Genomic DNA, 13,454 nt, shown 5'->3' with positions numbered 1-13,454 from the left:
ACACACTCATGCCGGCACGCGCCCGCTCACGTCATGCATGAACGCGACGCTGGTCCGCACGTCGCGCACCGGTCCTTCGTCGGCGGGCTCACTGTCGAGGATCGTGTCCTGCTCCATGACGAACCAACCGTCGAACCCGTTGGTGCGCAACGTCGTCACGATGCCGGCGATGTCGACGTCGCCCTGCCCCAGCGGCGTGTACATGCCCTTGCGCACCGCCTCGGTGTAGGTGAGTTCTCCGGACTGCACCCGAGCGGCAAGCGCGACGTCGACATCCTTGAGGTGCGCGTGCGCGATCCGGTCCGGCACCTGCAAGGTCAGCGAGAGCGGATCCGTCCCGCCGATCAGCAGGTGGCCGGTGTCCAAGCACAGCTTGACGGCCGAGCCTTGCAGCACCCTGTCTACATCGCTGCGGGTCTCGACCATGGTCCCGACGTGCGGGTGCAATACGGCGAGCACACCGCGGTCGTTCGCGGCGTCGGCGAGCCGGTCGAGATTGCCAAGCAGCGTGGCCCATTGGCCATCGTCGAGCGTCGGCCGCGAGTCATATCCGTCCGCGCCCGTCGCGGCCGCGAGCACGAGAACATCGGCCTCAGAAGCGATCAGCGCGTCGAGCGGACCCGCGATGTCGCCCAACGGGTCGTGTCCGGCGTCATGGAGTACGACGGGCACGAAGACCCCGACACATCGCAGACCGTTCGATCCGAGCTTCGCGGTCAACTCATCGGGGTCGGACGGCAGAAAGCCGTCGGGACCCAATTCGGTGGCGGCCAAACCGACTTCGGCCATCTCTGCGAGCACTCGATCGGCGTCGAGTTGATGCCCCCAGCCGGGTACCTCGCACACTCCCCAGGAGATTGGTGCGCCTGCGATCTTCAGGGTGTTCACTGTGACCTCACTTCCTTGATGCTCACCGGCACGCCGCGCTGCAACGACTCCGTTGCGGCGTCCGCCAACCAAGCGACCTCGACCGCGTCGGCGACCGTGCATGCCGGGGCGGCGTTTCCTTTGACGACTTCGACGAACGCGGCAAGCTCTGCGCGGAACGCCTCGGTGAACCGGTCCATGAAGAAGTGGTGCGCCGGTCCCTCGGGAAAGCTGTTGTCGGGGTCGACGTTCCGCACGGGAACTCCCTGATCCCAGCCTGCGACCACCGTGTCACCGAAACCGTGTACCTCGAGGCGGCAGTCGTATCCGCGGGCGTTGTACCGCGCCGCCGACACCACGCCGAGCGTGCCGCCCTCGAAGGTGACCACGACGGCGGCGGTGTCGACATCGCCGAATTCGGCGAACTTCGGATCGCCCTGAACGCTGCCGGTGGCATACACCTCGACGGCCTGCTGCCCGGTGATCCAGCGCAGCACGTCGAAATCGTGCACCGCACAATCGCGGAAGATGCCACCGGAGCCCTTGATGTAGTCCATCGGCGGGGGAGCCGGGTCCATCGTCGTGCTGCGCACGGTGTGCAGGGCGCCCAGCGAGCCGTCGTCAACCGCGCGTTTGGCGGCGGCGAATGCGGCGTCGAACCGTCGCTGGTAACCCACCTGAACCGGCACTCCCGAACGCGCGATCACCTCGGCCACCTGAGCGCTCTGCACCGCCGTGGAGGCGATCGGCTTTTCGCAGAATGTCGGCAGACCTCGCTCGACCGCGGCCAGCGTCAGCTCCGCATGCGCAGGAGTCGCGGCTGCGACGACGATCCCGTCCACACCGGAGGCCAACAGCGCTTCGACCGAATCAACCGGCTTCGCACCGTGTTTGGCCGCGACAGCCGCGACGACCTCGGGCCGCTCGTCGGTGACGACAAGCCCGTCGATGCTGTTCAATCCCGAAAGGGTGTCGGTGTGGAAGGCACCGATCCGGCCCAGCCCGATTACGCCGAGGGTGGTCATGGCATTCTCCGTTCTTGTTGGGCGTGCAGAACGACGTCGAGTTCGTCCGCGCTGAGGTCTTCGGCGAGCGCCGCAAGTACCGAGTCGACTTGACTGGGTGGGGCGAGGCTGCCGATGGGTTGATCGCTGTCGAGGTTGGTTGGGAAGGCGTAGCCCTCCGCAGTGGCGACCACCGCGTTGTGGAGGTCGCGCGGCGGGCGGCCGGCCGCCTTCATCGCCAGCAGCGAGGGATAGATCGCACGGACCATCGCCGTGCGGTCCAGCGCCTCCATCGCCCGCCCGAACGGTGACGAGATCTGCAGCAGGTTGGCGATCCGGCGGATGTCGCCCGAGATGTTGGACCCCGCACCGTGATACAGCGCCGGATTGAAGAACACCGCATCGCCCTTGTTCAGCGGGAGCTGCACGTGGTGCTCGGCGAAGAAGTCCACGAACTCGGGCCGATTGAAGGCCACGTAGCCGCCTGCGAACCGCTGCGAACCGGGCAGCAGCATCGTGGGGCCGCTTTCCACCGGCATGTCGCAGTGGGCGACAGCGCCTTGGAGCGTGAGCACCGGCGAGGTGCGGTGCAGATGCGCCGGATATTGAGCCAGCTGCTCGTCGGGGACGAAACCCAGGTGATAGTCACGATGCGGAATCTGCTGTGTGCCGCCGGGGTTGACGACATTGACCTGCGACGTGACTTGGTAGCGCGGACCCAGCCAGGCCTGGCACACGACGGCGAGGGTGTCGTTGGCGTAGTACTCGGCGAACGCGTTCGGTGCGTGTAGCGCGAGTTTCTGCGCGGCGTTCCAGATCCGGTCGTTGGCGCCGGGCTTACCGAAGTGATCGCCCGCCGCCGTGCCCGCGTCGCGTTGGGCGGCGATGATCGAGAAGAAGCCCTCGTTGGCCCGGTCGACGACCTCGGGGGAGAAGGCACCCTCGAACACCACCACGCCGGGGCCATCGGCGAGCGCACGAATCAGCTCGGACTGCAGCCCCTGCCGGTCGGTGCCTGCAACCCTGGAAACCTGAGCCGCCGAATAGACGAGCACGTTGCTTCGCACGTCGCGGGCGTTCGGATAGTCGGCACGATCGGTGTCGCGAAGCACCTGCGAGCGGAAGTCGTCGAGCCGACATTCCGACTCGTCGATCCACGGCGGGGCTGTCGTCCCCAGCGATGCGGCCATGACAGCTAGTCTTGCTGTGATAAGCGCCGCAATCAACGCCATAAACCCATCAAAAACACCTCAGGAATATCGATGCCGCACCGGTACAAGGTTCGCGAGATCGCCCAACAATCCGGGCTGAGCGAGGCAACGGTCGACCGCGTCCTGAATGAACGTCCCGGCGTGCGCGCGAACACCAGGGCCGAGGTCGAGCAGGCCATCGCGGATCTCGACAAACAGCGGGCCCAGCTGCGCCTCAACGGCCGCCGCTATCTCATCGACATCGTGATGCAGACGCCGGAGCGATTCTCTGACGCGTTCCGGGCCGCCGTCGAAGCAGAACTACCAGCCTTCGCACCGGCCATGCTGCGGGCCCGGTTCCACCTGTGGGAGACGGGTTCGAGTGAACAGATGGTGGAGGCGTTGAGCCGCATTCGCGGCAGTCACGGTGTAGTGCTCAAAGCGCAGGACGAACCCGAGGTTGCCGAGGCCGTCGATCGTCTGGTCGAAGGTGGGGTTCCGGTGGTGACATATACGACCGACATCCCCGCGAGCGCGCGCTGCGCCTATGTCGGCATCGACAACCACGGGGCGGGCGTGACCGCCGCGTATCTGATGCGGGAGTGGCTGGGGTCGGCGCGGTCCGACGTCCTCATCACCCTCAGCCGCGCAGTGTTCCGCGGCGAGGGCGAGCGTGAAGTCGGATTCCGTTCGGCGATGCGCGGCACCGGCCGAACGATCGTGGAAGTCACCGACAGCGACGGCATCGATGCGACCAACGAGCGGCTGGTGCTCGAGGCGCTCGAACGGCATCCTGACGTCGGGGCCGTTTATTCGGTCGGGGGAGGCAACACCGCCACGATCGCGGCGTTCGAGCGGCTCGGTCGGGCGTGCAGGGTCTTCGTGGCCCACGATCTGGACGTGGACAACAGAAAGCTGCTGCGTGACGGCCGTATCTCGGTCGTCCTGCACAACGACCTACGAGCCGACGCGCGCCTGGCGATGCGGTTGATTCTTCAGCAGCAGGGTGCGTTGCCGGACGAGCCGGCCCGGCCGGTGCCGATCCAGGTCATCACTCCGTACAACCTGCCGCCGTGACGTCAGGCGAGTGCTAGCGGTGGGCTACTGGCCGGTAGCTATTTTCCTTATTAATGACACCCAGTGCCACGTGACGTAAAACACAATTTTGTCTCACGGCGAGCGTCGGCACAAGCGCTGAGCAGCAGGTTCGACAAGTGGTCACCGCGACGTACCCCGCGAGTCGCGTGAAGGGCTGCCTAAGAGAAGTGCAATAATCGGTACTGCCAGTGACATCAAATTTCTGTGGACGTCCAGCCCATGGCGCGTCGCCTCGACTGCGACTCGGAGGACGTTCGCCGGGATAGTTTGAATTCGGACGGAAGGCGGCGGTAGTGGTGGCCAACGGCAACGGGGCCAACCCGGGCGACAAGGTGGGCGGCTCCGCAGGCTCCGCGCCGGCGCGGCAGAAGCTCGAGAAGGTTGTCATCCGCTTCGCCGGCGACTCGGGCGACGGTATGCAGCTCACTGGTGACCGCTTCACCACCGAGGCCGCCCTGTTCGGCAATGACCTTGCGACGCAACCGAATTACCCCGCCGAGATCCGCGCGCCACAGGGCACGCTGCCCGGTGTGTCGTCGTTCCAGATTCAGATCGCCGACTACGACATTCTGACCGCGGGTGACCGCCCCGACGTCCTGGTCGCGATGAACCCCGCTGCGCTGATGGCCAACGTGTCCGACCTGCCTCGCGGCGGACTGATCATCGCCAACTCCGACGAGTTCACCAAACGGAACCTGGCAAAAGTCGGCTACGAAGCCAACCCGCTGGAGAACGACGACCTGTCCGACTACGTCGTGCAGGCCGTTCCGATGACCACGCTCACCCTCGGCGCGGTCGAGGCGATTGGCGCGACGAAGAAGGACGGTCAGCGCGCCAAGAACATGTTCGCCCTCGGCCTGCTGTCGTGGATGTACGGCCGCGAGCTCGAGCACAGCGAGGCGTTCATCCGCGAGAAGTTCGCCCGCAAACCCGATGTCGCGGACGCGAACGTGCTGGCCCTCAAGGCCGGTTGGAACTACGGCGAAACCACCGAGGCGTTCGCCAGCACATACGAGATCGCTCCGGCCAAGCTGAAGGACGGCGAATACCGCCAGATTTCGGGCAACACGGCACTGGCATACGGATTGGTGACTGCCGGTCAGCTCGGCGACCTGCAGATCGTGCTCGGCACCTATCCGATCACCCCGGCGTCGGACATCCTCCACGAGCTGTCCAAGCACAAGAACTTCAACATCCTCACCTTCCAGGCCGAGGACGAGATCGCCGGCATCGGCGCCGCGATCGGCGCGTCGTACGGCGGTGCGCTGGGCATCACCAGCACTTCCGGCCCCGGTATCTCGCTGAAATCCGAGGCTATCGGCCTGGCCGTGATGACCGAGCTGCCGCTGATCGTCATCGATGTGCAGCGAGGGGGCCCGTCGACCGGCCTGCCGACCAAGACCGAGCAGGCCGACCTGCTGCAGGTGCTGTACGGACGCAACGGCGAGTCGCCGGTCGCGGTGATCGCGCCCAGTACACCGTCGGACTGCTTTGACGCCGCCATCGAGGCTGCGCGTATTGCCATCAATTACCACACTCCCGTGATCATCCTTTCCGACGGCGCAATCGCGAACGGCTCTGAGCCATGGCGGATTCCGGATGTCAGCACGTACGAGAAGATCGAGCACACCTTCGCGAAGTCAGGCGAGCCGTTCCAGCCGTACGCCCGTGACCCCGAGACTCTGGCGCGCCAGTTCGCGGTCCCAGGCACCCCCGGCCTCGAGCACCGCATCGGTGGCCTCGAGGCAGCCAACGGTTCGGGCAACATCTCCTATGAGCCGAAAAACCACGACCTGATGGTGCGGCTGCGGCAGGCCAAGATCGACGGCATCGCAGTGCCGGACCTCGAGGTCGACGACCCGACCGGCGACGCGGAACTACTGATGCTCGGCTGGGGCAGCAGCTACGGCCCCATCGGCGAGGCCTGTCGTCGCGCTCGACGTAAGGGCATCAAGGTGGCTCAAGCGCACATTCGCAACCTGAGCCCCTTCCCCGCCAACCTGGGCGAGGTGCTGCGGCGTTACCCCAACGTGGTGTTGCCGGAGATGAACCTCGGTCAGCTGGCGCTGCTGCTGCGCGGTAAGTACCTGGTCGACGTTCAGTCGGTGACCAAGGTGGAAGGTATGGCATTCCTGGCCGACGAGGTCGAAGGGATCATCGACTCTGCGCTCGACGGAACGTTGAGCGACAAGGAAACAGACAAGGCCAAGTTTGCGCGGTTGGCAGCAGCCACCGTCGAGACTGGCGTGGGAGTTAACGCATGACTGACCTGATTGGTGTGGATCTCGGACTGAGCTCCGGGATCAGCGGGGTGCCGCGCACCGACGAACCGCAGAAGGGCAAGGACTTCACCAGCGACCAGGAGGTCCGCTGGTGCCCGGGTTGCGGCGACTACGTCATTCTCAACACCATCCGCAACTTCCTGCCCGAGCTCGGGCTGCGCCGCGAGAACATCGCGTTCGTCAGTGGCATCGGCTGCTCGAGTCGTTTCCCGTACTACTTGCAGACCTACGGTTTCCACTCCATCCACGGCAGGGCGCCGACCATCGCGACCGGGCTGGCACTTGCCCGCGAGGACCTGTCGGTGTGGGTGGTCACCGGCGACGGCGACGCGCTGTCGATCGGCGGCAACCACCTGATCCATGCGCTGCGACGCAACGTCAACCTGACGATCCTGCTGTTCAACAACCGGATCTACGGTCTCACCAAGGGTCAGTACTCGCCGACCTCGGAGACAGGCAAGATCACGAAGTCCACCCCGATGGGCTCGCTGGACTACCCGTTCAACCCGGTGTCATTGGCGCTCGGCGCCGAGGCCACGTTCGTCGGTCGCGCGCTGGACTCCGACCGCAAGGGTTTGAGCGAGGTGCTCCGTGGCGCCGCTGCGCACCGCGGTGCCGCGCTGGTCGAGATCATGCAGGACTGCCCGATCTTCAACGACGGTTCGTTTGACGCGCTGCGCAAGGAAGGCGCCGAGGAGCGACTGATCAATCTGACCCACGGCGAACCCATCACCTTCGGCGCCGACGGCGAATACTGCGTGGTCAAGTCGGGGTACGGCCTCGAGGTGGCCAAGACCGCCGATGTGTCGGCCGACGAGATCGTGGTCCACGATGCACAGCTTCAGGACCCGGCGTATGCGTTCGCGCTGTCGCGGCTGTCCGAGCAGAACCTCGATCACATGGTGATGGGCATCTTCCGCCAGGTCAGCAAGCCGACCTACGACGACGCCGCCCGTCAGCAGGTCGCGTCGGCACGCGACGCCAAGCCGCACGACACGGCCGCATTGCAATCGCTGCTCCGTGGCAAGGACACCTGGACCGTCGACTAATCTCGTGGGCGTGACGACCCCCGTGCCGCTCGCAGCGGTCATTCTGGCAGGCGGGGCATCCCGCAGGATGGGCCGCGACAAGGCCACCGCCGTATACGAAGGTGAGACCCTCGTCGAGCGGACGGTATCCGCGGTGAGGCCACGGTGCGCACCGGTCTTCGTCGTCGCCGCACCGGGGCAGGCGCTGCCGAACCTGCAGGCCGAGATCCTGCGCGACGATATCCGCGGAGTAGGTCCGCTCCTGGCGACCGGCCGCGGGTTGCGTGCGGCCGCGCAGGCCGGTCTCGAACTCGCCTTCGTCTGCGCCGTCGACATGCCCCTGCTCTCTGCCGACCTGATCGACGAACTCACAGGTCCAGCCGTCCGTCTCGGAGCCGACGTGGTGCTGCCCTGGGACGGTCGCTCTCACTACCTGGCCGGGATCTACCGCACCGGCCTGCACGAACGTATTGCCGAACTCGTCGAGGCGGGGGAGCGCAGCATGCGGGCCCTGGTCGAAACCGTCGACACTCAGCGGGTCGTCATGCCCGAGCAGGCCTCGCTGACGAACGTCAACACCGTTGCCGAGCTGAGGGACGCAGCCGCTACGCGAATCGCGTAGCAAATTAAGTAGATCTCAGCAAATTCGTCGCCAACAATTCGGCGAAAGCCGTCATGAATTCGGCGCACCGAATTCCTCCGATATTTCACGGTGATATCGGCCAGTGAGCCGGCGAACCTCGCTTCCTATTCCCGACCTGCCTCCGGGGTTTATGATCGTGAAGCCTTCTGCACGCCAATGCGTTTCGGCTGTGGCCACTGGCAATGCACACCAATTCGATCACTGATCACACGCGAATTTCGTTCTGTGGCAGCGTTGACGTGGCCATCGCGTCCCTGGATCGACCCCAATAGTCCCCTCCTCGGCCTGTGCAATCTAGGCAGATGCGTCGGTCAGCCGCGCTTCATTCGCACTGTTGAACTGAAATAGGTTGGCTAGCAGTGTTTTCAGCGTTTTCACCGAGCATCTGCGGCTGGCCTCTCGAGTGCCCAATGACGCGGCTGCGTGAGATCATGCGGATGAAATCGTAAGAGATACAGAGCTTTAGGAGCATCTGCTCCGTGCTAGATGTCATTGCCGCCGGCAGCGAACAAATCCGTCAACGCCGCCTACCGGCGATTTGCCCACTTGCACTGAGTGTTTCGACGTGTACCCACATGTACGGGAGGGCCTCCGCACAGTGCGCTGGGTCACAAAATTGCAGTGAGATGGCTCACGACGACACGCCGAGACTGTGAAATCCTCAGCTTCGCCAAACATGCGGATGACCTGCGCGGACGATTGCTTTAGGCGACCGTGATCAGTCCGTGATCTGAGCGCGACATGTCCGTCACCGAAATGACTTTCGTCGAATCGGTTTGTACGGTCCTAAACGGCTTCTCAAGGAGCAAATAATTCAAAAACCACGAACCTGCGTGTGAGTGGGGCCCGGTCGGCTTACGCCGCCGACGGTCGCCGGGTCTGATCGCCCGGCGAGGCACTCTCGCCTCCCACTGCCGCACCTGACCGAGATGGTGTGGCCCATAACCCCCCCGCCTGTGACCAGGCATGTACCCGTGCGTCCGCGCATGGGTGAGGGTGGCGCGCGCTCGTCGAAAGGATCGAAGTTGAAGAACATCCGCAAGACGATTGGTCTGGCGACTTTCGCCGGTGCGCTCGCCGTGACGCCGATGGCGATGGCGGGCACCGCCAACGCTGACAGCGTGGACTGGGATGCGGTCGCGGCGTGCGAGTCGGGCGGCAATTGGGGAATCGCGACCGGTAACGGCTATTACGGCGGTCTGCAGTTCACCATGGGTACCTGGCGGTCCAACGGTGGCAGCGGTTCGCCCCACAACGCCAGCCGTGAAGAGCAGATCCGTGTCGCGGAGAACGTCCTACAGACCCAAGGCATCGGCGCATGGCCGACCTGTGGTGGACGCGGCTAGTAACAAGCACGACCTATCGAGATCTATTGAGGCGGTGTCTGGGCGAAATGCCTGGACACCGCCTCTTCTTTCTCAGAGGCCTCTTACGCCAGTTAAGTAACGACTAAAACTTTTGACGCTTCCGTAACACGTGACCTTCCTCACCCGAAACATCGGATAGCCGCATCGAAGCAAGCAACGCGCTTCACGCGGGCCTTGAGTTCGAACGGTCGGGGAAGGACCGCAGAAATGAAGATTGCCAAGCTTGTCACCAAGAGCCTGATGACCGCCGCCATCGCCGGGGCGCTCGCCCTGGTGCCGATGGCCATGTCCACCGCCACCGCGAATGCTGACTCGGTCAACTGGGACGCCATCGCCGAATGCGAATCGGGCGGCAACTGGTCCATCAACAGCGGCAACGGTCACTACGGCGGGCTGCAGTTCAAGCAGGCCACCTGGAACTCGAACGGCGGCCGGGGCAACCCGGCGACCGCCTCACGCGCCGAGCAGATCCGCGTCGCCGAGAACGTCCTGCGCACCCAGGGCATCAAGGCCTGGCCGAAGTGCGGCCCCCGTGGCGCATCGCCGGCCGTCTGGACCAACCCCGGAACGTCGTCGACGCCGGCGGTGCCCACCGCTGCGGGCGGTTGCTCGGCGATGCCTGCCAGCGCATTTCTCGGCTTCATCAACCCTCGCCAGATGTGCACGGCCCTGCTGGGCGGCTGAACTCGAGGGGCTGCTCTCACACCGCCTGGACGTCGCGGTCGGTAGGGAGTGCGAACGCTGACCGGGCCGCGATTGTCGACAAATGCCGCGTGACCAGTGCTTCGGGCCCAAGGACGGTCGCGCGGGTCGCCGCGGCGCTGAGCAACGGCGGCAGGTTCACGATCCGGCCGATCGTCTTCGACTCGCGCACCAGTGAGCGCACCCGCGGGCCGCGGAACGCCGCGAACCGGCCGAACGCCGTAGCCAGGTCGTCTGTCCTTTCGATGAAGGACGCCAGGATCGCCGCGTCCTCGATCCCCTGGCAGCCGCCCTGGCCCAGATGCGGCCGCATCGGGTGAGCCGCGTCGCCCACCGCGACGATGTGCCCGCGGGACCACCGCCGCGCTCGATCGCGGTCATAGAGGTCGTTGTGCAACACGCGCGCGGGGTCCGTCGCGGCCAGCACCGTGGGAATGGGCTCGGCCCAGGTGCCGAACTTGTCCTTGAGATAGTTCAGCTCGCCCTGCGGTGCACTGCGTCCTTCTGGGGCGCGTTCGGTGGCGAACCAATAGGTGTTGTTCCCTCCCAGCGGCACATGGCCGAATTCGATGGACGGGCCGAGGACCTCGCCGGCGAAGTCGGCGTCGATGCTGCAGTCGGCCACCCCGCGCCATGCCGTGTAGCCGACGTAACGGTTGCCCAGCGGGCCGTTGAGGTGACGCGCCACCATCGAATGCGTGCCGTCCGCGCCGACGACCGCATCGGCCTCGGTCGTCGTGTCGTCCGACAGACTGACCTGCACGCCGTCGGCCGTGGCCACCAGTGAGCGGGCCGAGACGCCGTATCGCAGGGTTTCCTCGGCAAGCGCGCCGGCCAGCACCGAGGTCAGCACATTGCGGTGAATGACCACCAGCGGTTCACCCAGCGCCTTGACCAGTCGTTGCGGCGACGGGTGACGCAGCCAGGTGCCGTCGAGCCAGCGCATCGCCCCCGCGGTGATGCGGCCGCCCGCGGCGCGGACGGCATCGCCCAAGCCGATTTCGTCGAGCGCGGCCAGCGCGTTGGGCCAGATGCTGATGCCCGCGCCGGACGACGTGTCGGTCCGCTCCTCGAGGACGGTGACGTCGTGCCCGTGCTGTTGTAGCGCGTTGGCGGTCGCCAGCCCGGCGATGCCCGCGCCGATCACCACGATCCGCTTCGGCATCCGTCGAACGTAGCGTGTGGTCCTACCGGTCGAAGACGAGAAGCGTGCTGGTCGCCGTGGCGGTAGCTCGCAGCTCGGCCGGGGATTGGCCCGGCGGGGCATGTGCTACCAACATGGACATGACCGAGCCGACGCCCTTCGGCGACCTCGATGCCTACCTCGCGCTGCAACGTGTGTCGGGGCTTGCGGTGTCGCCCGACGGAAGCCGCGTGGTGACCACCGTCGCGGAACTGAACGACAAGCGCACCGAGTTCATCAGCGCCGTGTGGGAGGTCGACCCCGCGGGCGCACAGCAGGCGCGGCGACTGACCCGTGGCGCCAAGGGCGAGTCTGCACCGGTGTTCACCGCAGGCGGGGACGTGCTGTTCGTCGCGAGCCGCCCGAACGAAGACGACGACAAGGCGCCCGCGGCGCTGTGGCGTCTACCCGCGGCAGGCGGCGAGGCTTTCGAGGCACTCGCATTGCCCGGCGGAGTCGAGACCGTGCGCACCGCAAGCGACGCCGACTTCGTTGTGGTGAGTGGGCCGATGATGCCCTCGGCCCGCAGCATCGACGACGATCGCCGCGTACGGGATCTGCGCAAGGACACCAAAGTCAACGCGATCCTGCACACGGGTTATCCGATTCGGCACTGGGACAAGGACCTCGGACCCGGCGAGCCTCACCTGTTCGGCACTGCTCTCGACGGCAGCGCGCCGCAGGACTTGACCGAATCACCGTCAAGTGCGTTGCGGGACGCGGACTTCGATGTCAGTCACGACGGCAGGTTCGTGGTCACCAGCTGGCAGCAGCCGGCCGCAGGCGCTTCCAGGCACGTCGTACTGGTGCGTATCGACACCGAAAGCGGTGAGCGGACCGTGATCGCAGACGACGCTGATGCCGACCTGTGGAGCCCGGCGATCGCACCGGGTGGGTCAGCGGTCGCCTACGCCCGCGAGTCGTACTCGACACCTGAGATGGCGCCGCGAATCACACTGTGCTTGTTGCGTTTCGGTCAGACGCCGATCGACGTGGCACTGGACTGGGATCGCTGGCCGACGTCGGTGACGTGGTCGCACGACGGTTCGGCACTGATCGTCACCGCCGACCAGGACGGCCGTGGCCCGATCTTCTCCATCGATCCGGATGGCGGCACTGTCACCCAGGTGACGTTTGACGACTACGCCTATTCCGATGTCAGCACCGCGCCCGGCGGTGTGCTCTACGCGTTGCGTAGTTCCTACGCCGCGCCGCCCCATCCGGTGCGCATCGATCCAGATGGGGCCGTCACCGAGTTGCCCTGCGTCGATCGGCCACTGCTGCCCGGCACACTCACCGATGTCGAGGCGACGGCCACCGACGGCACTCGGGTGCGGTCGTGGCTGGTGTTGCCGGACGGCGACGCTCCCGCCCCGCTGCTGTTGTGGATTCACGGCGGCCCACTCGGCAGCTGGAACGTCTGGTCGTGGCGATGGAATCCGTGGCTGCTGGCCGCCCGCGGGTATGCGGTGTTGCTTCCTGACCCCGGTCTGTCCACCGGCTACGGACAGGACTTCATCCAGCGGGGCTGGGGATCCTGGGGGAGCGCCCCATACAACGATCTGATGGCTGCCACGGACGCCGCGTGCGCGCACCCCGGGGTGGACGCCGACCGGACGGCGGCGATGGGTGGATCGTTCGGCGGATACATGGCCAATTGGGTTGCCGGACATACGGATCGGTTCGACGCCATCGTCACCCACGCGAGCCTGTGGGCGCTCGACCAGTTCGGCGTCACCACCGATTCGTCGTACTACTGGATGCGGGAGATGACGCCGGAAATGGCGGCGGCAAACTCACCTCACAATTATGTCGGTGAGATCGGCACACCGATGCTGGTCATCCACGGCGACAAGGACTATCGCGTGCCGATCGGAGAAGCGCTGCGCCTCTGGTTCGGCCTGCTGACCGAATCGCGACTGCCTGCGGCCGACGACGGCACCAGTCCGCACCAATTCCTTTACTTTCCATCGGAAAATCATTGGGTCCTGAGCCCGCAGCACGCGAAGCTCTGGTACCAGGTCGTGACCGCGTTTCTGAGCCGCCACGTCCTCGGTGAGGACATCGAATTGCCGGAGGCGCTCGGGTAG

9 protein-coding genes and 2 pseudogenes are annotated in these 13,454 nt (G+C 65.7%); 7 read left to right on the top strand and 4 right to left on the bottom strand.

The window, feature by feature from the left end:
- Positions 1-6: 6 nt before the first annotated feature.
- From CSQ99_RS19280 to CSQ99_RS19270, 3 genes are read right to left on the bottom strand one after another with little or no spacing between them, the layout of a single operon-like run.
- The gene (locus tag CSQ99_RS19280) at positions 7-888 is read right to left on the bottom strand and encodes a sugar phosphate isomerase/epimerase family protein (RefSeq protein ID WP_099040618.1); all 882 of its coding nucleotides are present in this window, start codon (positions 886-888) and stop codon (positions 7-9) included.
- Positions 885-1,892 carry a Gfo/Idh/MocA family protein gene (locus CSQ99_RS19275; protein ID WP_099040617.1) on the bottom strand — a complete coding sequence of 336 codons (1,008 nt, stop codon included), beginning with the start codon at positions 1,890-1,892 and terminating at the stop codon, positions 885-887. Before CSQ99_RS19275 ends, CSQ99_RS19280 begins: the two co-directional genes overlap by 4 nt.
- Entirely contained in the window at positions 1,889-3,061 is a 1,173-nt protein-coding gene (locus tag CSQ99_RS19270) for a phytanoyl-CoA dioxygenase family protein (RefSeq protein WP_176561099.1), read from the bottom strand. The genes CSQ99_RS19275 and CSQ99_RS19270 overlap by 4 nt, the downstream gene beginning before the upstream one ends.
- 72 nt (positions 3,062-3,133) lie before the next feature.
- Here CSQ99_RS19270 and CSQ99_RS19265 point away from each other — a divergent pair, with 72 nt between their 5' ends.
- The 6 genes and pseudogenes from CSQ99_RS19265 to CSQ99_RS31440 form a co-directional block, all read left to right on the top strand.
- On the top strand, positions 3,134-4,138 hold the full coding sequence (locus CSQ99_RS19265) for a LacI family DNA-binding transcriptional regulator (RefSeq protein WP_099040615.1): 1,005 nt from the start codon (positions 3,134-3,136) through the stop codon (positions 4,136-4,138).
- A 314-nt stretch (positions 4,139-4,452) separates the two neighbouring features.
- On the top strand, positions 4,453-6,423 hold the full coding sequence (locus CSQ99_RS19260; RefSeq protein ID WP_425437837.1) for a 2-oxoacid:acceptor oxidoreductase subunit alpha: 1,971 nt from the start codon (positions 4,453-4,455) through the stop codon (positions 6,421-6,423).
- Positions 6,420-7,490: a 2-oxoacid:ferredoxin oxidoreductase subunit beta gene (locus CSQ99_RS19255; RefSeq protein WP_099040614.1), complete on the top strand. Its 1,071-nt coding sequence runs from the start codon at positions 6,420-6,422 to the stop codon at positions 7,488-7,490. Before CSQ99_RS19260 ends, CSQ99_RS19255 begins: the two co-directional genes overlap by 4 nt.
- Before the next feature lie 10 nt (positions 7,491-7,500).
- Positions 7,501-8,091, top strand: coding sequence for a molybdenum cofactor guanylyltransferase (mobA, locus tag CSQ99_RS19250; protein ID WP_099040659.1), 591 nt, complete (start codon positions 7,501-7,503; stop codon positions 8,089-8,091).
- A 1,133-nt stretch (positions 8,092-9,224) separates the two neighbouring features.
- Positions 9,225-9,458 (top strand): annotated as a pseudogene (locus tag CSQ99_RS19245) (transglycosylase family protein); the annotation flags it as partial.
- A gap of 327 nt (positions 9,459-9,785) precedes the next feature.
- Positions 9,786-10,016, top strand: a pseudogene (locus tag CSQ99_RS31440) (transglycosylase family protein); the annotation flags it as partial.
- 163 nt (positions 10,017-10,179) lie between these two features.
- On the opposite strand, the gene CSQ99_RS19235 reads toward CSQ99_RS31440, so the two are convergent.
- Positions 10,180-11,346, bottom strand: coding sequence for an FAD-dependent oxidoreductase (locus CSQ99_RS19235; protein WP_099040611.1), 1,167 nt, complete (start codon positions 11,344-11,346; stop codon positions 10,180-10,182).
- Positions 11,347-11,459: 113 nt separating this feature from the next.
- Here CSQ99_RS19235 and CSQ99_RS19230 point away from each other — a divergent pair, with 113 nt between their 5' ends.
- Complete coding sequence (locus tag CSQ99_RS19230) at positions 11,460-13,454, top strand: S9 family peptidase (RefSeq protein ID WP_099040610.1); 1,995 nt, start codon at positions 11,460-11,462, stop codon at positions 13,452-13,454.

It is taken from the genome of Mycobacterium neglectum, from assembly GCF_002591975.1.
GTDB lineage: Bacteria > Actinomycetota > Actinomycetes > Mycobacteriales > Mycobacteriaceae > Mycobacterium > Mycobacterium neglectum.
This window is presented reverse-complemented; position numbering and strand designations above follow the sequence as displayed.

What these genes read in the sequence shown, in the direction of transcription:
- CSQ99_RS19275 (WP_099040617.1), bottom strand. Translation starts at nt 1,892, where the DNA reads ATGACCACCCTCGGCGTAATCGGGCTGGGCCGGATCGGTGCCTTCCAC.
- CSQ99_RS19270 (WP_176561099.1), bottom strand. Translation starts at nt 3,061, where the DNA reads ATGGCCGCATCGCTGGGGACGACAGCCCCGCCGTGGATCGACGAGTCG.
- CSQ99_RS19265 (WP_099040615.1), top strand. Translation starts at nt 3,134, where the DNA reads ATGCCGCACCGGTACAAGGTTCGCGAGATCGCCCAACAATCCGGGCTG.
- CSQ99_RS19255 (WP_099040614.1), top strand. Translation starts at nt 6,420, where the DNA reads ATGACTGACCTGATTGGTGTGGATCTCGGACTGAGCTCCGGGATCAGC.
- CSQ99_RS19235 (WP_099040611.1), bottom strand. Translation starts at nt 11,346, where the DNA reads ATGCCGAAGCGGATCGTGGTGATCGGCGCGGGCATCGCCGGGCTGGCG.
- CSQ99_RS19230 (WP_099040610.1), top strand. Translation starts at nt 11,460, where the DNA reads ATGGACATGACCGAGCCGACGCCCTTCGGCGACCTCGATGCCTACCTC.